Origin of the sequence: Agromyces sp. NPDC058104, from assembly GCF_042884835.1 — a bacterium.
In the GTDB taxonomy this organism is placed as follows: domain Bacteria; phylum Actinomycetota; class Actinomycetes; order Actinomycetales; family Microbacteriaceae; genus Agromyces.
Genome location: NZ_JBHVTD010000002.1, coordinates 269,175 through 290,783 on the forward strand (window position 1 = coordinate 269,175; position 21,609 = coordinate 290,783).

Genomic DNA, 21,609 nt, shown 5'->3' on the forward strand with positions numbered 1-21,609 from the left:
CCACCAGGAGAACGACCATGCTCCGATTCATCCTGATCCGCGTCGCCGAGGGCGCGGCGACGCTCCTCGTGTCGTCGCTGCTGATCTTCGGCGCACTGTTCCTCGCGCCGGGCGACCCCATCGCGATCCTCATCGGCAACCGCACCGTGAGCCCCGAGACCGTCGAGGCGCTGCGCGAGCAGTACCACCTCGACGACCCCTTCCTCCTCCGCTGGTTCGCCTGGCTCGGCGACGTCGTCACCGGTGATCTCGGCCAGTCGATCACGTATCGCGACGACGTCTGGAACCTGCTCGAGCCCCGGCTCGGAACGACGGCACTCCTCCTCGCGATGAGCCTCGTCGTCATCATCGTCGTGGGCGTCGGGCTCGGCGTCGTCTCGGCGCTCGGCGGTCGCCGGCTCGGCGACGTGCTGCTCGGAGCGACCTCGGTCGGCGTCGCGGTGCCCTCGTTCGTCGCGGCGCTCGTGCTGATCTCGCTCTTCGCCGTCGGGCTCGGCTGGTTCCCGACCTTCGGCTCGGGCGGCGACGAGCTGGGAGACCGGATCTACCACCTGATCCTGCCCGTCATCGCGCTCACCATCGCCTCGGGCTCGTACGTCGTGCGGGTGACCCGCGCGGCCCTCCGGGAGGAGGCGCAGCGCGACCACGTGCAGACCGCGATCGGCCGCGGGCTGCCCCGCGGCCGGACCATCGCCCAGCACGTCGTCCGCAACGCGCTCACACCGATCGCGACCGTCGTCGGCGTCACGCTCACCAGCCTCGTCGTGGGCTCGATCGTCATCGAGAAGGCATTCGCGCTCGACGGCATCGGACTGCTCCTCACCGACGCCGTCCTCAGGAAGGACTTCGCAGTGGTCCAGGCGATCACCCTGCTCCTCATCACCATCGTGGTCGTCGTCGCCCTGCTCATCGACATCCTCCAGGTGGCGGTCGATCCGCGCGTCCGGGCGAGGGTGGTGCGCCGATGACCGCCACGCTCCTCCGCACGAAGCGCGAGGCCGCGCCCGCCGCGCGCCCGCGCCGGGACATCCCGCTCATCGTCGCGGTGATCGTGCTGGCCGTGTTCGTGCTCGCCGCCGTGTTCGCGCCGCTGCTCACGCCCATCGATCCCACGGCGTCGGACTTCAGCCGGACCTACCGCCCGATGGAGCCGGGGGCGATCCTGGGTACCGACAGCTCGGGCCGCGACATCTTCAGCCGGCTCCTCTACGGCGCGCGCGTGAGCCTCGTCGCGCCCGCCGTGATCGTGCTCGTCGCGGGCGTCCTCGGCACCCTCATCGGCACCGCCTCCGCGGTCGCCGGCGGCGTGGTCGACCGGGTGCTCAGCCGGCTCCTCGACATCGGCTTCGCGTTCCCGGGCATGCTGCTCGCCATCCTCGCCGTCGCCATGTTCGGCGCAGGCCTCGCCCCCGTGGTGATCGCACTGGCCATCGCCTACGTGCCCTACATCGGCCGCATCGTGCGGAACGTCGCGGTGGGCGAGATGGTGCTGCCCTACGTCGACGCCCTCCTCAGCGTCGGCCAGAGCCGCTGGCGGATCGCCGTGTTCCACGTGCTGCCGGCCGTGCTGCCGACGGCGATGGCGCAGATGACCGTCTCCTACGGGTACGCGATGGTCGACCTCGCCGCGATGTCGTTCCTCGGCATGGGCGTGCAGCCGCCGACGGCGGACTGGGGCCTCATGGTCGCCGAGGGCCAGGCGGGCGTCATGCAGGGCTACTGGGAGGAGTCGGTCGTCGCATGCGCGGCGATCGTCGTCTCGGTGTGCGCCGTCTCGCTCATCGGCGACCGGCTCGCCGATCGCGTCGGCAAGGTGAAGGAGATCCGCATATGAGCCTCGTCACGGTCGCGGACCTCGCCCTCCGCACGAGCACGGGCGACACCATCGTCTCGGGCATCGACCTCGCGATCGGCCACGGCGAGATCGTCGGCGTCATCGGCGAATCGGGTTCGGGCAAGTCGATGACCCTGAAGGCCATCGCGGGCCTCCTGCCGGGCGGCATCGAGGCGAGCGGGTCGATCGTGTACGAGGGCACCGAGCTGACCGCGCTGTCGCGTGGCGCCTACCGGGCGTTCCGCGACCGCGAGCTCGGCATCGTCTACCAGGACCCGCGCGCACGTGAACCCCGTGCACACCGTCGGCGAGTTCCTCACGGAGGCGCTCCGGGTGAACCGGCGGATGAGCCGCCGCGATGCGTTCGCCCGCATCGCCGAGCTGTGCCGCGAGGTCGGCATCACCGATCCCGAGACGCAGCTCAAGGCCTATCCGTACCAGTTCTCGGGCGGCATGCTGCAGCGCGCCGTGATCGCGGCCGCCCTCGCGACCGACCCGCGGCTCATCCTCGCCGACGAGCCGACGACGGCCCTCGACGTGACGAGGCAGGCCGAGGTCGCCGCGCTCCTGCGCGGCCAGGTCCGCGAACGCGGCATCGGCATGATGTTCATCACCCACGACCTCGAGCTGGCCGCCGCGCTCTGCGATCGCGTCTACGTGATGTACCGTGGCGGCATCGTCGACGGGTTCAGGGCCGACCGCATCTTCGAGTCGCGGCATCCGTACACGATGGCCCTGCTCCGCGCCCGGCCCAGCCTCGGCAGCGATCGGCGACGTCTGGCGACCATCACCGAGGAGCTGCGCGCCGAGATCGACGAGGAGGTGGGTCGCCGATGACGACCACGATCACGAGTCCCGACGTCCTCATCGAGGTGCGCGATCTCCGCAAGGTGTTCCACCGCGGCGGTCGCGACCTCGTCGCGGTCGAGGGGGCGAGCTTCGAGATGGTGCGAGGCCGCAACCTCGGCATCGTCGGCGAATCGGGGTCGGGCAAGTCGACCACCGCGCGCATGATCATGGGCCTCGAGCAGGCCACCTCCGGCAGCGTTCGCGTGTGCGGTGAGGACATGACCGTGCCGGCGCGCTCGGCGCGCGCCCGCCGGCGCCGTGCGAAGCTCACGCAGATGGTCTACCAGGATCCGTTCGGCTCGCTCGACGCCCGGCAGACCGTCGCCTCCTGCCTGCGCGAGGTGCTGCGCATCCACGGCCCGGCGTCGAGCTCCGAGCGCGAGCGGAGGATCGCCGAGCTGTGCGACCTCGTGGGTCTGACCGCAGTGCAGCGCGAGCGCAGCCCGAAGGACCTCTCGGGTGGGCAGCGGCAGCGCGTGGCCATCGCCCGGGCGCTCGCGGTCGAGCCCGAGATCGTCGTGCTCGACGAGGCCGTGGCGGCGCTCGACATCTCGATCCAGGCCCAGATCCTGAACCTGCTCGTCGATGTGCAGCGCGAGACCGGCACCGGCTACGTGCTCATCTCGCACGACCTCGCCGTGGTCGGCCACCTCACCGACGACGTCGTGGTCATGCGGAACGGCAGGATCGTCGAGCAGGGGCCGACCGCTCGCGTGCTGACCGAGCCCGCCGACGAGTACACGCGGATCCTCCGCGACAGCGTGCCGTCGCTGGACTGGCGGACGCCGGGCGTCCTCGAGGCCGTCGCCCGACAGGTCGGCCCGCGCGGCGAGTTCGCGACGACCGGCATGGCCGTGCCATCCGCCATCGAGGGGAAGCAGTGAGTCCGATGACGACATCGACCGAAGTCGGAAGACCGCGGGGATCGCAGGGCGCGCAGGCCGCGCAGGGCGCGCAGGGATTCCAGGCCGCGCGGGGCGCGATCGCCACCTCGCACCGCCTCGCCACCGAGGCGGGGGCCGACGCGATCCGGGCCGGCGGCAACGCGCTCGACGCCGCACTCGCCGCAGCCGCGGCGCTCTGCGTCGTCTACCCGAACAACGTCGCGCTCGGCGGCGACCTCGTCGCCCTCGTACGACGGCCCGACGGCACCGTCGTCTTCGTCAACGCGACCGGACCGGCGGCCGGCGAGTCGAGCGTGGAGGAGCTGCGCGAGCGGCACGGGGAGGCGCTGCCCGCGCGAGGCGTCGACACGGTGACGGTCCCGGGCGGCGTCCGGGGCTGGCAGCTCCTGCACGAGCTCGGCGCGACCCGCACCTGGGCGCAGCACCTCGACGCGGCGGTGCGCTTCGCCGCCGACGGCGTGCCGACCGCCCGATCGGTCGCGGCGGCGATCGTGGACGAGCGCTCCGACCTCGAGGCGGATCCGGGGTGCCGACGGCTGTTCCTCCCCGGCGGCGAGGCGCTTGCCGAGGGTGCACCGCTCGTGCAGCCCGAACTCGCCGACACGCTCCGGCGGCTCCAGGCGGGCGGCCCCGACGAGTTCTACACGGGTGCGCTCGCCGAGCGATGGGTCGAGGGACTCCGCGCACTCGGTTCGAGCATCTCGCTCGCCGACACCGCCCGGTACCGGGCCGAGACAGCCGAACCGATCGAGGTCCCGTTCGGCCCGTACCGCGTGCTCACGAGCCCGCCGAACACCCAGGGCTTCTCGCTGCTGCGCACCCTCGGCGCCGTGCAGGCCGGCGAGCTCGCCGACCCGCTCGCGAGCGGGGCCGGCGCCACCGCCGCGATGTTCGCCGCCAACAACGCCGTTCGCGACTCGCTGCTCGCCGACCCCGCGTTCGGCGGGCTCGGCGGCGCGGAGCTCATCGGGGCCGACACGGCCGACGACCTCGGCGAGGTCGCGGCGCGCGCGGCGGGCGACACGGTCGGCCTCAGCGCGATCAGCGCCGACGGGTGGGCCGTCTCGCTCGTGCAGTCCGTGTACTTCGGCTTCGGCGCCTGCGTGCTCGAGCCGACGACGGGCATCCTCTTCCAGAACCGGGGCACCTCCTTCTCGCTCGACGCGGCCTCGCCGAACGTGATCGCCCCCGGCAAGCGGCCCCGCCACACGCTCATGCCGGTGCTGGTGCTCCGCGACCGCGAGGTCGCGTGGGTGTCGGCGACGATGGGCGGTCAGGCGCAGCCGCAGATCCACGCGCACCTGCTCCTGCGCTCCTTCGCCGGGGCCACGCCCGAGGAGGCGACGCACGCGCCGCGCTGGGTCGTCGGCGTGCAGGACGTCGGAGACCAACGTCGCACCGTCACGGTCGAGGCCGACGTGCCCGACAGCGTGCGCGAGACGATCGCGGCGGCCGGCTTCGCCGTGAAGCTCGTGCCGAGCCGCGACGAGCTGCTCGGCCACTCCAACCTCATCCGCGTCGAGCCGGGCGGCTTCGCCGCCGCGAGCGATCCGCGCTCCGACGGCTCGGCCGTCGTCATCGGCCCCGAGGGCTGATCGGCGATGATCGACCAGAACGGGCGCGGCACCGACCGCGCCGCCATCTCCACGACCACGGAACCGGAATCGATGACCGAGAACCACCGCACCGCCCTTCTTCCCCTCGTCCTCGTCGGCATGCTCGGAGGGCTCCTCTCGGGGCTCTTCGGCATCGGCGGCGGCCTCGTCATCGTGCCCGCGCTCGTGCTCCTGCTCGGGATGCCGCAACGCCTCGCCGCGGGCACCTCGGTCGCGGCGATCCTGCCCGCGGCCGCCGTCGGGGCGGTGAGCTACGCGATCCAGGGCCACGTCGACTGGGTCGCCGCGCTGCTGCTCGCGGCGGGCGTGATCCTCGGCTCCCAGGTCGGCAGCGCGCTCCTCGCGAAGCTCCCGGTGCGAACGCTGCACTGGTTCTTCCTGGCGTTCCTCCTCGTCGTGATCGTGAGTCTCTGGTTCGTCGTGCCCCAGCGCGACAGCGAGATCGGCGTCACCTGGATCTCGGGCGCGCTGCTCGTGGTCACCGGCTTCGTGACCGGCGTGCTCTCGGGCGTGCTCGGCGTCGGCGGCGGCATCATCGTGGTGCCCGTGCTGATGTTCTTCTTCGGTGCGAGCGACCTCGTCGCCAAGGGCACCTCGCTGATGATGATGATCCCCGGCTCGATCTCGGGCACGCTCGCGAACTGGCGCCGCAGGAACGTCGACCTGCGCACGGCGGCGGTCGTCGGCATCGCGGCGAGCGTGATGTCGCCGATCGGCACCGTGATCGCCGCGGGCATCGACCCGTTCTGGTCGAACGTCGTCTTCTCGATCTTCCTCGTGTTCGTCTTCGCCCAGATGCTCGGCCGGCGCATCAAGGACGTCCGCTCCCGTCGCGAGCAGTGACCGGCTGTCGGCGCCGCTCGCTACACTCGTCTGGTCACTGAATTCAGGGGGAACTGCACCATGCAACGAATCATCACTTCCACCGCGCTCGTCTTCGCCGGTGCACTGCTCTTCACCGGCTGTGCCACGAGCAGCAACGACGGCACGACCGCCCAGGGCGGCGACGACTGCGAGGTCGTCCGCGTCGCCGTGCGCGACATCTCGAACGGCGCGCAGAACGCCATCCTCACCTCGACCGAGCAGGCCGCGCTCCTCGAGAAGCTCGACGGCTACTCCGAGCGCGTCGACGAGCTCGACGAGCAGGCCGCCGACGACTCCGACCTCGCCGCAGCGCTCGACACGCTGCAGGAGAAGATCGAGGCCGCCGAGACCTACGCCGCGACGCTGCCGACCACCGCGACGGAGGACTTCGAGGCCGACGCCGACGCGCAGGCCGCCGCGACCGGCGACATCCAGACCGCTGCGGTCGCCGTCACCGAGGTCTGCTCGGCCGAGTAGTCGGGGCATCCCCAGCACGCGAGCACGCGGCATCCCCTCGCGGGATGCCGCGTGCTCGCGTTTCGGCCGTCAGGCCGACTTCTTCGTCGTCTTCTTCGCCGCGGTCTTCCTCGCAGGAGCCTTCTTCTCAGCGGGGGCCTTCTTCGCCGCCGGCTTCTTGTCGGCGGGCGCCGCCTTCTCCTCGGCCTTCTTCGCGCCGCCCCCGCGCTTGGCGGCGATCGACTGGCGCAGCGCCTCCATGAGGTCGATGACCTCGCCGCCCTTCTCCTCCTCGGGCTCCTCGCCGAAGGTGGCCGCCGTGTCGAGCGCCTCGCCCTGCTCGAGCTTCGCCTCGATGAGCGTGCGCAGCTCCTGCTGGTACTCGTCGACGTACTGCTCGGGGTCGAAGTCGGAGACGAGGCTCTCGACGAGCTGCTTCGAGAGCTCGAGCTCCTTCGCCGAGATCTTGACGGGTTCGTCCAGGGACTTGAACTCGGCCGCGCGCACCTCGTCGCTCCAGAGCAGGGTCTGCACGACGAGCACGTCGCCCTGCACGCGCAGTGCGGCGAGGCGGGTCTTCTGCCGCAGCGCCATCTGCACGATCGCGGTGCGGTCGGTCGACTCGAGGGTCTCGCGCAGCAGCACGTACGCCTTGTTCGACGCGGAGTCGGGCTCGAGGTAGTAGCTCTTGTCGAGCATGATCGGGTCGATCTGCTCGCTCGGCACGAACTCGACGACCTCGATCTCGCGGCTGCGCTCGGCGGGCAGCGCCTTCAGGTCGTCGTCGGTGATGACGACGGTGCGTTCACCGTCGTCGTAGGCCTTGTCGATGTTCTGGTAGGCGACGACCTTGCCGCACACCTCGCACTTGCGCTGGTACCTGATGCGCCCGCCGTCCTCGTCGTGCACCTGGTGCAGGGACACGTCGTGATCCTCGGTGGCGCTGTACAACTTGACGGGCACATTGACGAGGCCGAATGTGACCGCCCCCTTCCAGACGGCTCGCATACCCCCTAGTACACACCCGGGGATGCCCCGTGGGAACCCCGGCCTTCGACACGGCGGGCACGAGGCGGCAGGATGGGGGCATGGCCGATGGGGAACGGCAACTCGTCGAGGTCGACGGTCGGCGGCTCAGGCTGACGAACCTCGACAAGGTCATGTATCCCGAGTCGGGCATGACCAAGGGCGAGGTGATCTCGTACTACGCCGAGATCGCCCCCGTGATGCTGCCCCACGTCGCAGGGCGGCCGATCACGCGCAAGCGGTGGGTGCACGGGGTGGGCACGGCGGATGCCCCCGAGTCGCCCTTCTTCGAGAAGGCGCTCGCCGACCACGCCCCAGAGTGGATCAGGCGCGGCGTGATCGAGCACTCCGACGGGCCGAAGACGTATCCGATCGCGGGCGACCGCGCGACCCTCGTGTGGCTCGCCCAGCAGGCGGCACTCGAACTGCACGTGCCCCAGTGGCGCTTCGCCCCCGACGGCGTGCCGTCGAACCCCGACCGCATGGTCTTCGACCTCGACCCCGGGCCTGGCATGGGCCTCGCCGAGTGCGCGGAGGTGGCCCGGCTCGTGCGCGACCTGGTCGCCGGCATGGGGCTCGAGGCGATGCCGGTGACGAGCGGCAGCAAGGGCCTGCACCTCTACGCCGAGCTCGACGGCTCGCAGACCTCGCAGCAGGTCTCGGACGTCGCGCACGAGCTCGCGCGCGCGCTCGAGGCCGATCACCCCGAGCTCGTCGTCTCGAGCATGCGCAAGTCGCTGCGGGGCGGCCGCGTGCTCATCGACTGGAGCCAGAACAACGGCAAGAAGACGACGATCGCCCCGTACTCGCTGCGCGGCCGGCTGACGCCGACGGTCGCGGCGCCGCGCAGCTGGGAGGAGCTCGACGACCCCGGGCTGCGGCATCTCGAGGCGCACGAGGTGCTCGCGCGCGTCGCCGAGCACGGCGACCCCATGGCCGGGCTCGCGGATGCCTCGGGCCCCGGCCCGCTCGCGACGTACCTCTCGATGCGCCGCGAGGGGCGCACCCCCGAGCCGATGCCGAGCGCCCCCGGCGACGACCGCGCGGGGGAGGATCCGCGGTTCGTGATCCAGGAGCACCATGCGCGGCGCCTCCACCACGACCTGCGCCTCGAGCGCGACGGGGTGCTCAAGAGCTGGGCGGTGCCGAAGGGGGTGCCCGAGAGCTCGGGGAAGAACCACCTCGCCGTGCAGACCGAGGACCATCCGATCGAGTACCTGACGTTCGAGGGCACGATCCCCTCCGGCGAGTACGGCGCCGGGTCGATGACGGTGTGGGACACGGGCACCTACTCGGTCGAGAAGTGGCGCGACGACGAGGTGATCTTCACCCTGCGCGGGTCGAGCGGGGGTCCGCTCGGGCGGGTGCGGCTGGTGCTCATCCGCACCGACGGCAGCGGCGAGAAGAGCACCTGGCTGCTGCACCGGATGAAGGACCAGCAGCACACCGCGGCCCCCGCCGACCGCACGGCGACGGCGACCGCCCCGGCACCGGCGCGCGAGACCCCGCCTCGAGCTGCGGCGATCGACAAGCCGATGCTCGCGACCCCGGGAACGCTCGGGATGCTCCGCGGCGAGGACTGGGCCCTCGAGTGGAAGTGGGACGGGATCCGCGCCATCGCCCGGGTCGAGGCCGGCGGCGTCCGGCTCCTGAGCCGCAACGGCATCGACGTCACCGCCCGCTACCCCGAGCTGCATCGGCTGCCCGAGCTGCTCGACGGCGACGCCGTGCTCGATGGCGAGATCGTCGCGCTCGACGCCGAGGGCCGCCCCGACTTCGGCGTCCTCCAGCAGCGGATGGGCCTCACGAAGGCGCGCGAGATCGCGGCGGTCGCGGCATCCGTGCCCGTGCGCCTGCTGCTCTTCGACGTGCTCGAGGCCGGCGGCGAGTCGCTCGTCGACGAGCCCTACCGGGTGCGCCGGACCCGCCTCGAATCGCTCGTGCGCCCACGCCGGGGGGTGCCGGTGGAGGTGCCCGCGCCAGCGACCGGCGACCCCGAGGATGCGCTCGAGGAGAGCAGGATGCTCGGCCTCGAGGGGCTGGTCGCGAAGCGACCCGGCTCGGTGTACCGGCCGGGGGTGCGCTCCGACGACTGGCTGAAGCTCAAGCTCACCCGCACGCAGGAGGTGGTCGTCGGCGGCTACCGACGGGGGGTCGGGAGTCGCGCCGGGCTCATCCGATCGCTCCTCGTCGGCATCCCGGTCGACGGCGGCGACCTCGCCGAGGGCGCCGGCCTCGAGTACGTCGGCCGCGTCGGCTCGGGGTTCCGCGAGCGCGAGCTCGAGCGGCTGCGCGCACGGCTCGACGCCGCGATGCAGGCCGACCCGCCGTTCGTCGAGGTGCCCGCGCTCGACGCCGTGGACGCCGTGTGGGTGCGCCCCGAGCTCGTCGGCGAGATCGAGTTCAGCGGCTGGACGGGCACGGGCGTCGCCCGGCATCCGCGCTGGCGCGGGCTCCGGCCCGACAAGTCGCCCGACGAGGTGCGTCGCGACGACGACGGGTGACGAGCGGCTCGCGTCAACCCCGTTGAGGCGAGCCGACGCAGCGGCCTACCGTGGGCACCGATCCGGGAGCCGGACGGAGGGACCACGCGGGATGGACGCAGCGCGCGAGCAGGACGCCGGGAGGCGCGACGACGAGGCGGTCGAGACCGAGCCGCCGACCGGGCCGAAGCGGTTCCTCAAGGCACTCGGGCCGGGGCTCATCACGGGCGCCTCCGACGACGACCCCTCGGGCATCGCGACCTACGCGCAGGCCGGCGCGATCTACGGCTACGGCACGCTCTGGACGGTGCCCTTCGTGCTGCCGCTCATGATCGCCGTGCAGGAGATCTGCGACCGCACCGCCTCGGCGACCGGCAAGAGCCTCGGCGCCCTCGCGAGGAGCCGGTTCACCGGTGCCTGGCGGTTCGTCGTGCTCATCCTCCTCGTCGCCCTCTTCGCCGCGAACGGCCTCAACGTCGCCGCCGACCTGCTCGCGGTCGGCGAGGGCATGGAACTCCTTCATGCCGGGCCCGCCCAGCTCTGGAGCGCCGTCGCCGGGCTCGCGATCGGGGCGGTGCTGTTCTTCGGCTCCTTCGCGATGGTCGCGAAGATCATCCGCTGGCTCTGCCTCAGCCTGTTCGCCTACGTCGGCGTGCTCGTGGTCGCACAGGTCGACTGGGCCGACGTGCTGCGCGGGCTCGCGGGCTTCCAGTTCAGCCTGTCGCCCGCCTACCTCGGCATGGTCGTCGCGATCCTCGGCACGAGCCTCTCGCCGTACCTGTTCTTCTGGCAGAGCGAGGACCGCCTCGAGGAGCTGCGGGAAGCGCCCGAGGGCGGCGACCAGCCCGTGCCCCTCGAGCGCCGTCGGAGCGCCACCGCCAGGCGGCAACTCGTCGACACCCGGGTCGACGTGGTCGTCGGGATGGTGTTCTCGGTGCTCGTCATGTTCGCGATCATCGTCGCGACCGCGGCGACGCTCGGAGCCGAGGGCAAGTCGGTGCAGAGCGCGGCCGACGCGGCGGCGGCCCTCGAGCCGATCGCCGGGCCCGCGGCATCCGTGCTGTTCGCGCTCGGATTCATCGGCTCCGGCCTCCTCGCGGTGCCCGTGCTCATCGTCGCGGGGTCGGCCGCGCTCGCCGCGGCGCTCGGCAAGGACTGGAGCCTCGCGGCGAGCCCGCGACGCGACCCGTTCTTCTACACCCTCGTCGGCGTCGGCACGGTGGGCGGGGTGGTGCTCGCGGCCGTCTCGACCGATGCGGTCACGCTGCTCGTCTTCAGCGCGCTCATCAACGGCATCGTCGCGGCGCCGTTCCTCATCATCGTGATGGTGATCGCCCGGAACCGCGAGATCATGGGCCGATATCGCGTCGGGGCGGTCGCGGCGACCTTCGGCTGGATCGCCGCCGCCGTGATGAGCGCGGCGAGCGTGATCGGGCTCGTGCAGACCGTCGCGGGCGGATTCGGCGGCTGAGACGCGCGCTCAGGACTCGTCGGAGGCGAGCAGTTCGAGCAGGCGGCGTTCCCGGTCCTTGCCGGATGCCACGACCGCGCCCTGATCGTATGCCGCCACCACGCGCGGGTCGATGTAGCTGCCCTTGGCGATCGCGGGCGTGTTGCCGAGGGCCAGGGCGGTGGCCTCGATCGCGTCGCGCACCGCCGCCGCGCGGGCTCGCGCGGTGCCGGCCGGGCCGATGAGTGCGAGGTGCTCGGCCGCGACGAGGGTGCCGCGGAGGGTGCGGAAGTCCTTGGCGGTGAACTCGCCGCCGGTGCGTTCACGGATGTCGCCGTTGACGTCGACCGGTGCTGCGGCGCGGAACGCCCGGCCCTCGGTCCAGGCGTACAGCCGGGCCGCTCGCGATCGTTCGGCCGCATCGCCGACGTAACCGGCGAGGCCGGTGTCGGCGAGGCGCAGCTCCTGGGCGATCCCGCCCTTCGCGCGGAACCGGAATCGCACCGTCTCGTCGTCCTCGAGGCTGGCGTTGCGCACGAGCAGCGTGGTCAGCCCGCGGTTGCGGAAGCCGGCGAGCGACTCCTCGGAGCCGATCCGGATCCCGCCGAGGTCGAGCGTCGTGAAGGCGGCCGCGAGCACGCGTTCGCGAGGCATCCCCTCGAGCGCGAGGTCGCGGCGCGCGCTGCGCCTCGCGGCAGGAAGCGCACGCGCGAGTTCGGCCATCCGCTGGAACTTCTCGGCGTCCTGCCGTTCCCGCCACGCCGGGTGGTACAGGTACTGCCGCCGTCCGGCGGCATCGACCCCGACCGCGAGGATGTGGGCGTTCGCCGCGTCCGAGATCCACACCTCCTGCCAGGCCGGCGGCACGGCGAGCTCGGCGATGCGCTCGCGCTCGGCGCGCCCGGCCGTGCCGCCGTCGCGATGCACGTAGCCGAAGCCGCGCCCGCGCCGCACCCGGGCGTACCCGGGTGAGACGTAGGGCACGACCCGCTTCAGCCGTGGCATGCCGCGGTCCGCGCGCGGCTCAATGGTTGCGCAGCGCCGAGACCAGCTCGGCCTTGCGCTTGCCGCTGTATCCGGTGAGGCCGAGCTCCTTCGCGCGCGTGCGCAGCTCGTCGACGGTCCAGTCGTCGTAGTCGCCGTGCTGTCCGCCCTTGCGGCCGATCGCGCTTCGCCCCTGCTTCGCCGCGGCGTTCGAGATGCGCGCGGCCTTCTCCTTCGAGGCGCCGTCCTCGCGGAGCTCCTCGTAGAGCTCCGGATCCTTGAGCGACGCGTTCCTGCGTCCGGGCATGATGTGCTCCTTCCTCTCGTCGCCGTGCTGCGTGCTGCTCCGCCGCGATCGCCGCCCCGTTCAGAACGGCCGGCCGCCGGTCACGGGCAGCACCGCGCCCGACACGTACGAGGCGTCGTCGGACGCCAGGTACACGTACGCCGGCGCGAGCTCGGCCGGCTGGCCGGCCCGCCCGAGCGGGGTGTTCTTGCCGAAGTCGTTGATCTTGTCCGGCCATCCCGTCGACGGGATGAGCGGCGTCCAGATCGGGCCCGGCGCGACGGCATTGACGCGGATGCCCCGCGGCCCGAGTTCCTCGGCGAGGGCCTTCGTGAAGGCGACGAGCGCCGCCTTCGTCATCGCGTAGTCGACGAGGGCCGGCGACGGCTCGGTGGCCTGGATCGAGGCGGTGGTGATGATGCTCGACCCCGGTTCCATCAGCGGCACCGCCGCGCGCGCGAGGAACACCGGCGCGAAGAGGTTGACCCGCATCACCGCCTCGAAGTCGTCGCTCGGCACGCTTTCGATCCCCCCGCGATCGCGCTGGTGGGCGGCGTTCAGCACCAGCACGTCGAGCCCCCCGAACGCCTGCTCGGTGTGCTCGACGAGCTCGATGCAGTGCGCCTCGCTCCGGAGGTCGCCCGGCAGCAGCAGCGGATCGCTGCCGGCGTCGGTGATCCAGCTCGCCGTCTCCTCGGCGTCCGGACGCTCTTCGGGCAGATAGGCGATCGCGACTCTCGCGCCCTCGCGGGCGAAGGCGATCGCCACCGCGCGCCCGATGCCCGAGTCGCCGCCCGTGATGAGCGTGCGGAGTCCCTCGAGCCGGCCGTTGCCCTGGTAGCTCTGCTCGCCGTGGTCGGGAAGCGGCACCATCGCCTCGGTCAGCCCGGGCGGCGCCTGTTCCTGACGCGGGAATCGGTCGGTCGTGTGCTTCGTCGTCGGATCGATCAGTCGTTCGTTCAGCATCGGTCTTCGCCCCCTCGACCCGAGCCACGGTACGCGCCGCCGCAGGGGGCATGGGAGGGGTTGACAGCGCGGTGCCCAAGCCTTGGTGCGCGGACGGTGCACGCGCTTACACGGCGGCCGGGCGCGAGGTCAACCCCTCGCGCCGGGCGACCCGGCCCCCGTACCTTCGAAGCGAAGGAGGAATCATGAACATTCTTGTCGTCATCATCGCCATCGCCGCCATCGCGCTGCTCATCACGGGCGGGATCGTACCGACGCTCAACTTCCTGCTCTGGGTCGGACTGGCGCTCGCCGTCATCGCCGTGATCGTGTTCCTGGTGCGCTACATCGGCGGGAACCGCACGGTATGAAACCCACGCGAACGTGCAGCGAGCGGGGGGCCCGACGGGCCCCCCGCTCGCTGGGCGGTGGGCGGACCGCCCGTCCCGAAGCGGGCGCCGTGCGCGCCGGAGAGGCATAGGCTGACGAACGTGGGAACCCTCTACTACGGCGATTCCGGCACGCCGATCGGTATCGAGGACCGGGTACTCGCGCACCTGAAGGTCGCGATCATCACGAAGCTGCGGCGCGGCGAGAGCTTCACCCTCTCGTGGCAGCACGCCGACGGCCAACCGCGCGGGCGCAGCACCCTCTGGGTGCACCAGTCGGTGCCGCTGCGATTCGTGTTCGACGAGCCCGAGACGCCCGAACTGAGCCGCCAGTGGATCGAGGAGCTGATGCGCTCGGCGAACAGCACCGGCGGCGTGCAGCTCGTGCCCGAGCATCTCGACACCGGCACCATCCCGACCGCCGACGAGCAACCCGTCCAGGTCGGCGTCGACGTGCAGGAGATCGAGCGGGACCGGTAGGCCGACGGCGCGACGCGGCAGGCCTCCGGCCGGCCCGGAGGCCGGCCGGACGCCTGCGTGCCCGGTGGTTCCGGGACCCGGCTCACACCGTGAGATCGGGGTCCGAGCCCCGGGTCCCGTCGTCATGCCCGGCGCCGCGCGGGGCAGTGGGGAGCGTCCCGCCCCGGTGGATCTCGCCGCGCCATCCGCCGGTCTCGACACCGCGCTCCTCGACGAACTCCTTGAACCGGTTCAGGTCTCGCTTCACCTGCAGGTCGTCGATCTGCAGGGCGGCGCCGGCGTGCTCGACGAATCCCTCGGGCTCCCACTCGAGCTCGAGGTCGATGCGGGTACGGTCGGGTCCCTCGGCGGCGAACTGCACGCGGCCGCGGTGCAGCACCTCGCCCGAGCTGCGCCACGCGATGTGGTCGTCGGGTGCCTGGTCGCTGATGTCGGCATCGAACTCGCGGCGCACACCGCCGATCGAGACCACCCAGTGCGTGAGGTCGTCGTCGAGCTGCGTCACCTCGTCGACGCCGGTCAGGAACTCGGGGAACGTCTCGAACTGCGTCCATTGGTCGTACGCCACGCGGATGGGGACGTCGACGTCGGTCGATGCGGTCACGGTCGTGCTCATGATGATCCTCCGTTCCGGGCGCATCGTGGCGCCCGACGGCCACCGTAGGCAGCGGCGGGATCGGATCGCGAGGGGCTTGTGAGTCGGCGCGCGTGCTGGTAGACGGGAGTGGGGGAGCATTTCGGGCTCCGGGATTCCGGGAGGTGGTACCGATGGGCGCCGAAGAATCTCAGGCGGCTCGACCGTCGATCGAGGACTGGTGGCCGAAGCTCTCGATCCACGCCAAGCATCTGCTGCTCGCAGACCTCGAGGCACCGGTCCACGAGGACGTCGCGGCCGAGATCGAACGCATCTCGGGCGCGCACGCTCCCGACCTGCTCTCGCACGAGGAGCGCCGCTTCGTGCTCACGCAGATCGAGCCGGTCGACTGACCTCGGCGCTCAGTCGCTCTCGAACTCCTCGACCTCGGCGGGCTCGGGCACGAGGTGGAGGCCGCTCGTGCTGTTCGCGGTCAGGAGCAGCTGCTCGATCCACAGCCGGTTGAGGGTCGGCGGGCGATTGCCGCTGAACACGAACTGCAGCGGGATCGACTCGTTCAGCCACAGCGTCGTGCGCCCGCTGCCGTTCTCGACCCCGTGCTCCCACGTCATCGCGAAGCTCTCGGACCGGCGCAGCTTGTTGAGGATGGCGATCCGGAGGTGGGCGAGGGTGCGGTCGTCGATTTCGAGCTCGCGCGTCGAGGAGTTGTAGATCAGTTTGCCCATGGCTGCACTCTAGCGGCGTCGGGAGGGCGGGGCGCCCCCGTTGACCGGACGTCCCCTGTCAAGCCCCTGACGGTCGCGCGAGCTCACCGCTAAGACGGGATGATGCGAGCCGTCACCTGGCACTCACCGAGGACCGTCACCGTCGAGGACGTGCCGGATGCCGCCGTCGTCGACCCGGGCGATGCCCTCATCCGGGTGACGTCGACGGCCATCTGCGGGTCCGACCTGCATCTCTACGACGTCTTCGGCCCGTTCATGCGGCGCGGCGACGTGCTCGGGCACGAGGCGATGGGCGTCGTCGAGGCGGTCGGGTCGTCCGTCGGTCGCATCGAGGTGGGCCACCGGGTGGTCGTGCCGTTCGTGATCGCCTGCGGCGAGTGCGCAATGTGCGCGCAGGGCCTGCCGACCCAGTGCGAGACGACCCAGAACCGCGAGCAGGGCACCGGCGCCGCCCTCTACGGCTACACGGAGCTGTACGGCGCGGTGCCGGGCGCCCAGGCCGAGTACCTGCGGGTGCGCCTCGCCGACGCGAACGCGGTCGTCGTCGGTCGCGACCTGCCCGACGAGCGCTACCTCTACCTCAGCGACGTGCTGCCGACGGCGTGGCAGGCGGTGCGCTACGCCGGCGTCTCCCGTGGCGACACGCTCGCCGTGCTCGGGCTGGGGCCGGTGGGCCAGCTGGTCACCCGCATCGCCCGCCGGGAGGGCATCGCCGTCATCGCGATCGAGCCCGTCGTCGAGCGGCGCCTGATGGCCGAGCGCTACGGCGCGGTGACGCTCGACCTCGACGACGTCGACGCCGTGGTCGACGCCGTGCGCGCCTGGACGGACGGTCGCGGCGTCGACGCGGTCGTGGACGCCGTCGGTCTCGAGGCCGACGGCAACGCCGCGACGGCGCTCGTGCAGAACACGGTCGGAGCACTGCCCACGCGCGTGGCGAAGACCATGATGCGACGGGCGGGCGTCGATCGCCTCGCCGCTCTCGACCTCGCGATCGAGCTCGTCCGCCGGGGCGGCACCGTGTCGATCGTCGGGGTCTACGCGGGCATGCTCGACCCGATCCCGATGATGCAGGTCTTCGACAAGCAGCTCACGCTGAGGGCCGGTCAGGCGAACGTGCAGCGCTGGATCCCGGAGCTCCTGCCGATCGCCGAGGCCGATGGCGACCCGCTGGGCCTCGAGGACCTCGCGACGCATCGTGCCCCGCTCGAGCGGGCACCCGAGATGTACGAGCAGTTCAAGCACAAGGCCGCCGGGTGCATCAAGGTCGTGCTGCGACCGTAGTCGGCGGGAGCCGAAGGAAACCGGACGGCGAATCAACCCCTTGGCCCTCCGCGAGCCAGAGGCGCATCATTGGAGCAGGACCCGAGCCAGAGATCGCATGGGGGTCATCATGACCGAGACGCATGATCGCACGGTCCGCTACGCCGAGACGCCCGTCCAGAAGGCGGCGATGATCATCGGCATCGTCTTCCTGGTCGTCGGCGTGGCCGGCTTCATCCCGGGCATCACCACGGGGGTGGACGCGCTCGCCTTCGCCGGGCACGAGTCGGGGGCGATGCTGCTCGGGATCTTCCAGGTGTCGATCCTCCACAACATCGTGCACCTGCTCTTCGGGGTGCTCGGGCTGGTCTTCGCGACCGGCGTCGGCGGCGCGCGGAGCTACCTCGTCCTCGGCGGCCTCGTCTACGCGGCCCTGCTGCTCTACGGGATCGTCATCCGAGGCGACCACCCGGCGAACTTCGTGCCGCTGAACACCGCCGACAACTGGCTGCACGCGGCGCTCGCGGGAGGCATGATCCTGCTCGGGCTGCTCCTCCCTCCGACGCGCGCGGCCCGTGTCGGCGCCCCGCGGACCGCTCGGGCGTGAGCTCGATGCAGTGATCCCGGGCGCGGCGGCGCCCGGGAGGTCGGGTCACGCGCCGGTCTCGTGGTGCGGCGTCGCGACCGGCTTCGACTCGGGCGAGCCGCGCTGGCGCAGGTACACCGAGGCCCCGACGATCGCGGCCACGGCGAGGAACTCGCTCTGCCAGTTCTGCATCGACTCGAACCAGAACTGCGCGGTGCCGAGGTACTCCCACGGCGAGAGGCCGGGGAGGCCGTGGAGCCGCTGCTCCTCGGAGTAGGCCTCGGCGCCGCCGACGGCGTGCAGCCAGAACGAGAGGCCGAAGAGCACGAAGAAGAAGATCGCGAGCGAGTTCTCGTACAGCACCAGCACGAACCCGCCGCGACGGACGGGCCACGGGGTGCCGGGGCCCTGCTCGGCTGTGCGGGGGTCCTCGTCCTGCGGGGTCTTCTCGCCGATCGGCTTCGACTCGCTCGACCCCTTCTGGAAGAGGAAGACCGTGAGCACGACGTAGGCGCCCACCTGCAGGAACTCGGACTCCCAGTTCTCGAAGGTGGCCTCGATGAACTGCCCCGACCGGAGGTACTCGGACAGGAGGAGGGGGTCCGCGCCGTGGTCGAGACGCTCCTCGTTCGCGACCTGGAACCCGCTCGCGGCCATGCCGGCCAGGCACAGCAGGAAGATCGCCATGCAGATGAGGAACAGTGCATGCTCGTGCAGCCAGCGGCCGAACCCGCCGCCGCTCTCGGCCGCCTGCTGCCGGCTCCTCGTGGCTTCCTTCGTCACGGCAGCCTCCTTCCTTCATCTCGATGCTCCCCCGCGTCGAGAAGTGCAGCAAGGGCTTGACGTGCTCGCTCGGCGTGGGCCGCAGGCGCTGTCGAGTTCTTGCATTCCGTCGCGTAGCATTGCGGCCATGTCGAGAAGGCTGGCGGACGTCGCGCGCAAGGTCGGGGTGAGCGAGGCGACGGTGAGCCGGGTGCTCAACGGCAAGCCGGGGGTCTCGCCCTCGACCCGCGACGCCGTGCTGACCGCCCTCGACGTGCTCGGCTACGAGCGCCCGACGAAGCTCCGCGGCGAGCGGGCCAGGCTCGTCGGTCTCGTGATGCCCGAGCTGCAGAACCCGATCTTCCCCGCGCTCGCCGAGGTGATCGGCGGCGGCCTGGCCCAGAACGGCTTCACCCCCGTGCTCTGCATCCAGACCGCGGGCGGCATCTCGGAGTCCGACTACGTCGAGCTCCTGCTGCACCAGCAGGTCTCCGGGGTGATCTTCGCGGGCGGGGCGTACGCGCAGGCCGACGTCAACCACGATCACTACGAACGCCTGCGCGAGCTGAAGCTCCCGACGGTGCTGGTCAATGCCCCCATCGCCGGGCTCGACTTCGCCACGGTCTCGTGCGACGACGCCATGTCGATGGAGCAGGCGCTCGGGCACCTCGCCCAGCTCGGGCACGAGCGCATCGGGATCCTCCTCGGCCCGAGCGACCACATGCCCTCGCGGCGCAAGCACGCCTCGGCGATCGCCACGGCGGCGGGGCTCGGCCTCGAGCTCCCCGACGAACGCGTCGTCCACTCCTTCTACTCGCTCGAGTCGGGCCAGACCGCGGCGGCCAAGCTCCTGGCCGCGGGGGTCACCGGCATCGTCTGCGCGAGCGACCCGATGGCGCTCGGCGCGGTGCGCGCGGCACGGCGTGCCGGCCTCCGCGTGCCCGAGGACGTGTCGGTGATCGGCTTCGACGACTCGGCGCTCATGAACTGCACCGAGCCGCCCCTGACGACCGTGCGGCAGCCCATCGAGTCGATGGGCAAGATGATCATCGAGCTGCTCATGCGGCAGATGTCGAGCGAGCGCGCGATCGGCGACGAGGTGTTCTTCGCACCCGAGCTCGTCGTGCGCGCGTCGACGGCTCCGGCTCCGGCGAACGTCTAGCGCCGGCTCGCCCGTCCGGTCGTCCGGCCTTCTCCGGGCGACGGCTCGAGCGCGCCTGCGCGACCGCCGAACGGGGCGACCTGCAAGCGGCTGTCGCAACTCGGCGCAAGTTGTAGCAAACTGATGTCCGATTGTTGAATAGTTGCATCATTCTGTTGCTCTCATTACGTTGAGCCGCATCGACGCCGCCGTCTCCCACGGTCCGGCGCGACGCCCGCCCGACTCGAGGAGAAGCGACCGCGTGACCATGCCGCTCACCGACACCCCCGCCGCCATGCCGAGCGCGTTCACCCGCGACCCGCTCTGGTGGCGCAGCGCCGTGATCTACCAGGTGTACGTGCGCAGCTTCGCCGACTCCGACGGCGACGGCACGGGCGACCTGCGCGGCGTGCTCAGCCGTCTCGACTACCTCGCCGACCTCGGGGTCGACGCGCTCTGGTTCAACCCGTGGTACCCGTCGCCTCTCGCCGACGGGGGCTACGACGTCGCCGACTACCGCGGGATCCACCCCGCCTTCGGCACCCTCGCCGACGCGGAGGAGCTCATCGCCGAGGCGGCGGCGCGAGGCATCCGCACCATCATCGACGTCGTCCCGAACCACGTCAGCTCCGAGCACCCGTGGTTCCGGGCGGCGCTCGCCGCCGGTCCCGGCAGCCCGGAGCGCGAGCGGTTCTGGTTCCACCCGGGCAAGGGCCCCGGCGGCGACGAGATGCCGACGAACTGGGTCTCGAACTTCCAGGGCGACACGTGGACCCGCACCGTGGACCCCGACGGGACTCCGGGGGAGTGGTACCTGCACCTCTTCACTCCCGAGCAGCCCGATCTCAACTGGAACCACCCCGACGTGCGCGCCGAGCACGAGGACATCCTGCGGTTCTGGTTCGACCGCGGCGTCGCGGGCGTCCGCATCGACTCGGCGGGGCTCCTGATCAAGGATGCCGCGCTGCCCGAGGTTCCGGCCGAGCCGGGGCCGGGCGAGCATCCCACCGAGGACCGCGACGAGGTGCACGAGGTCTACCGGTCGTGGCGGCGCATCGCCGACTCGTACGAGGGCACGCGCGTGCTCGTCGGCGAGGTCTGGGTGCCGGATGCCTCCCGCTTCGCGGCCTACCTGCGCCCCGACGAGATGCACACCGCGTTCAACTTCGACTTCATGACCCGCCCGTGGCGGGCCGATGAGCTGCGCGAGTCGATCGACCTCATGCTCGCCGCACACGCGCCCGTCGACGCGCCGAGCACCTGGGTGCTGTCGAACCACGACGTGACCCGCCCGGTCACCCGCTACGGCCGCGACGACTCGAGCTTCGCGTTCGCGAAGAAGCGGTTCGGCACGCCGACCGACCTCGTGCTCGGCACCCGGCGGGCGCGCGCCGCCGCCCTCCTCAGCGCGGCGCTGCCCGGCTCCCTCTACCTCTACCAGGGCGACGAGCTCGGCCTCCCCGAGGTCGAGCTGCCGCGGGAGGTGCTCGAGGACCCGATGCACTTCCGCTCGGGCGGCGTCGACCCCGGCCGCGACGGCTGCCGCGTCCCCCTGCCCTGGCGCGGCACCGCGACGCCGTTCGGCTTCAGCCCCGACGGGGCGGCCCCGTGGCTGCCGCAGCCGGCCGAATGGGCGGCGCTCACCGTGCAGGCCCAGCAGGCCGACCCCTCGTCGATGCTCTGGCTGTACCGGCAGGCGCTGCGCCTGCGCAAGCGGGAGCGCGCCCTCGGCGACGGGTCGATGAGCTGGATCGAAGCGGGCGCCGACGTGCTCTGCTTCCGCCGCGGCGACGACCTCGTCGCGATCACGAACCTCGGGCCGGCGCCGGTCGCCCTGCCCGACCACGAGAGCATCCTGCTCGCGAGCGCCCCGCTCGAGGCCGGGCTGCTCCCGAGCGATGCGACGGCCTGGCTGCGCATCGCGCCGGTGCCGAGGCATCCCTGAACCGCACCACCGCACCATCCCAGCA

23 protein-coding genes and 1 pseudogene are annotated in these 21,609 nt (G+C 71.8%); 17 read left to right on the forward strand and 7 right to left on the reverse strand.

Annotated elements, in window-relative coordinates:
- Nucleotides 1-17 precede the first annotated feature (17 nt).
- The 8 genes and pseudogenes from ACFVTH_RS09190 to ACFVTH_RS09225 all read left to right on the forward strand — a co-directional run bounded on the left by ACFVTH_RS09190 (nucleotide 18) and on the right by ACFVTH_RS09225 (nucleotide 6,545).
- A complete protein-coding gene (locus ACFVTH_RS09190; RefSeq protein ID WP_387089538.1) occupies nucleotides 18-968 on the forward strand; it encodes an ABC transporter permease in 951 nt (316 codons plus the stop codon).
- Nucleotides 965-1,834, forward strand: coding sequence for an ABC transporter permease (locus ACFVTH_RS09195; RefSeq protein WP_387089541.1), 870 nt, complete (start codon nucleotides 965-967; stop codon nucleotides 1,832-1,834). The genes ACFVTH_RS09190 and ACFVTH_RS09195 overlap by 4 nt, the downstream gene beginning before the upstream one ends.
- Nucleotides 1,831-2,094 (forward strand): annotated as a pseudogene (locus tag ACFVTH_RS09200) (ATP-binding cassette domain-containing protein); the annotation flags it as partial. The gene ACFVTH_RS09195 and the pseudogene ACFVTH_RS09200, both read left to right, overlap by 4 nt.
- A 25-nt stretch (nucleotides 2,095-2,119) precedes the next feature.
- A complete protein-coding gene (locus ACFVTH_RS09205; RefSeq protein WP_387089544.1) occupies nucleotides 2,120-2,671 on the forward strand; it encodes an ATP-binding cassette domain-containing protein in 552 nt (183 codons plus the stop codon).
- Nucleotides 2,668-3,567 carry an ABC transporter ATP-binding protein gene (locus tag ACFVTH_RS09210; protein ID WP_387091819.1) on the forward strand — a complete coding sequence of 300 codons (900 nt, stop codon included), beginning with the start codon at nucleotides 2,668-2,670 and terminating at the stop codon, nucleotides 3,565-3,567. The genes ACFVTH_RS09205 and ACFVTH_RS09210 overlap by 4 nt, the downstream gene beginning before the upstream one ends.
- Nucleotides 3,568-3,572: 5 nt before the next feature.
- Nucleotides 3,573-5,183, forward strand: a complete 1,611-nt coding sequence (locus ACFVTH_RS09215) for a gamma-glutamyltransferase family protein (protein ID WP_387089547.1) — start codon at nucleotides 3,573-3,575, stop codon at nucleotides 5,181-5,183.
- A 72-nt stretch (nucleotides 5,184-5,255) separates the two neighbouring features.
- Nucleotides 5,256-6,047, forward strand: a complete 792-nt coding sequence (locus ACFVTH_RS09220) for a sulfite exporter TauE/SafE family protein (protein WP_387091822.1) — start codon at nucleotides 5,256-5,258, stop codon at nucleotides 6,045-6,047.
- A gap of 60 nt (nucleotides 6,048-6,107) precedes the next feature.
- The gene (locus ACFVTH_RS09225; RefSeq protein ID WP_387089550.1) at nucleotides 6,108-6,545 is read left to right on the forward strand and encodes a hypothetical protein; all 438 of its coding nucleotides are present in this window, start codon (nucleotides 6,108-6,110) and stop codon (nucleotides 6,543-6,545) included.
- 69 nt (nucleotides 6,546-6,614) lie between these two features.
- Here the strand turns inward: ACFVTH_RS09225 and ACFVTH_RS09230 are convergent, their stop codons facing one another.
- A complete protein-coding gene (locus tag ACFVTH_RS09230; RefSeq protein WP_387089552.1) occupies nucleotides 6,615-7,532 on the reverse strand; it encodes a Ku protein in 918 nt (305 codons plus the stop codon).
- A gap of 80 nt (nucleotides 7,533-7,612) precedes the next feature.
- Between ACFVTH_RS09230 and ACFVTH_RS09235 the strand changes: the two genes are divergently transcribed.
- Nucleotides 7,613-10,054 carry an ATP-dependent DNA ligase gene (locus tag ACFVTH_RS09235; RefSeq protein WP_387089555.1) on the forward strand — a complete coding sequence of 814 codons (2,442 nt, stop codon included), beginning with the start codon at nucleotides 7,613-7,615 and terminating at the stop codon, nucleotides 10,052-10,054.
- A 91-nt stretch (nucleotides 10,055-10,145) separates the two neighbouring features.
- Nucleotides 10,146-11,504, forward strand: a complete 1,359-nt coding sequence (locus ACFVTH_RS09240; protein ID WP_387089558.1) for an NRAMP family divalent metal transporter — start codon at nucleotides 10,146-10,148, stop codon at nucleotides 11,502-11,504.
- A gap of 9 nt (nucleotides 11,505-11,513) precedes the next feature.
- Here the strand turns inward: ACFVTH_RS09240 and ACFVTH_RS09245 are convergent, their stop codons facing one another.
- From ACFVTH_RS09245 to ACFVTH_RS09255, 3 genes are read right to left on the reverse strand one after another with little or no spacing between them, the layout of a single operon-like run.
- The gene (locus ACFVTH_RS09245) at nucleotides 11,514-12,488 is read right to left on the reverse strand and encodes a DNA topoisomerase IB (RefSeq protein WP_387089561.1); all 975 of its coding nucleotides are present in this window, start codon (nucleotides 12,486-12,488) and stop codon (nucleotides 11,514-11,516) included.
- A gap of 19 nt (nucleotides 12,489-12,507) precedes the next feature.
- A complete protein-coding gene (locus ACFVTH_RS09250; RefSeq protein ID WP_387089564.1) occupies nucleotides 12,508-12,774 on the reverse strand; it encodes a Rho termination factor N-terminal domain-containing protein in 267 nt (88 codons plus the stop codon).
- 60 nt (nucleotides 12,775-12,834) lie between these two features.
- Nucleotides 12,835-13,719: an SDR family oxidoreductase gene (locus ACFVTH_RS09255; protein WP_387089566.1), complete on the reverse strand. Its 885-nt coding sequence runs from the start codon at nucleotides 13,717-13,719 to the stop codon at nucleotides 12,835-12,837.
- Nucleotides 13,720-13,904: 185 nt separating this feature from the next.
- Here ACFVTH_RS09255 and ACFVTH_RS09260 point away from each other — a divergent pair, with 185 nt between their 5' ends.
- Entirely contained in the window at nucleotides 13,905-14,069 is a 165-nt protein-coding gene (locus ACFVTH_RS09260) for a hypothetical protein (protein ID WP_387089569.1), read from the forward strand.
- A gap of 120 nt (nucleotides 14,070-14,189) precedes the next feature.
- Nucleotides 14,190-14,567, forward strand: a complete 378-nt coding sequence (locus ACFVTH_RS09265; protein WP_387089572.1) for a hypothetical protein — start codon at nucleotides 14,190-14,192, stop codon at nucleotides 14,565-14,567.
- A gap of 82 nt (nucleotides 14,568-14,649) precedes the next feature.
- Here the strand turns inward: ACFVTH_RS09265 and ACFVTH_RS09270 are convergent, their stop codons facing one another.
- The gene (locus tag ACFVTH_RS09270) at nucleotides 14,650-15,183 is read right to left on the reverse strand and encodes an SRPBCC family protein (protein WP_387089574.1); all 534 of its coding nucleotides are present in this window, start codon (nucleotides 15,181-15,183) and stop codon (nucleotides 14,650-14,652) included.
- A gap of 152 nt (nucleotides 15,184-15,335) precedes the next feature.
- On the opposite strand from ACFVTH_RS09270, the gene ACFVTH_RS09275 reads away from it, so the two are divergent.
- Nucleotides 15,336-15,554, forward strand: a complete 219-nt coding sequence (locus ACFVTH_RS09275; RefSeq protein ID WP_387089577.1) for a hypothetical protein — start codon at nucleotides 15,336-15,338, stop codon at nucleotides 15,552-15,554.
- Between the two features lie 9 nt (nucleotides 15,555-15,563).
- Here ACFVTH_RS09275 and ACFVTH_RS09280 read toward each other — a convergent pair whose 3' ends face one another.
- The gene (locus ACFVTH_RS09280; RefSeq protein WP_387089580.1) at nucleotides 15,564-15,887 is read right to left on the reverse strand and encodes an ATP-dependent DNA ligase; all 324 of its coding nucleotides are present in this window, start codon (nucleotides 15,885-15,887) and stop codon (nucleotides 15,564-15,566) included.
- Between the two features lie 102 nt (nucleotides 15,888-15,989).
- Between ACFVTH_RS09280 and ACFVTH_RS09285 the strand changes: the two genes are divergently transcribed.
- A complete protein-coding gene (locus tag ACFVTH_RS09285) occupies nucleotides 15,990-17,171 on the forward strand; it encodes an alcohol dehydrogenase catalytic domain-containing protein (protein WP_387089583.1) in 1,182 nt (393 codons plus the stop codon).
- Nucleotides 17,172-17,280: 109 nt separating this feature from the next.
- Nucleotides 17,281-17,757, forward strand: coding sequence for a DUF4383 domain-containing protein (locus ACFVTH_RS09290; protein ID WP_387089586.1), 477 nt, complete (start codon nucleotides 17,281-17,283; stop codon nucleotides 17,755-17,757).
- A 45-nt stretch (nucleotides 17,758-17,802) separates the two neighbouring features.
- Here ACFVTH_RS09290 and ACFVTH_RS09295 read toward each other — a convergent pair whose 3' ends face one another.
- On the reverse strand, nucleotides 17,803-18,519 hold the full coding sequence (locus ACFVTH_RS09295) for a DUF6766 family protein (protein ID WP_387089589.1): 717 nt from the start codon (nucleotides 18,517-18,519) through the stop codon (nucleotides 17,803-17,805).
- Between the two features lie 127 nt (nucleotides 18,520-18,646).
- On the opposite strand from ACFVTH_RS09295, the gene ACFVTH_RS09300 reads away from it, so the two are divergent.
- On the forward strand, nucleotides 18,647-19,660 hold the full coding sequence (locus tag ACFVTH_RS09300) for a LacI family DNA-binding transcriptional regulator (protein WP_387089591.1): 1,014 nt from the start codon (nucleotides 18,647-18,649) through the stop codon (nucleotides 19,658-19,660).
- Nucleotides 19,661-19,907: 247 nt separating this feature from the next.
- Nucleotides 19,908-21,584 (forward strand): glycoside hydrolase family 13 protein, encoded by a 1,677-nt coding sequence (locus ACFVTH_RS09305; protein WP_387091825.1) that lies wholly within the window; start codon nucleotides 19,908-19,910, stop codon nucleotides 21,582-21,584.
- The last annotated feature ends 25 nt before the right edge of the window (nucleotides 21,585-21,609 follow it).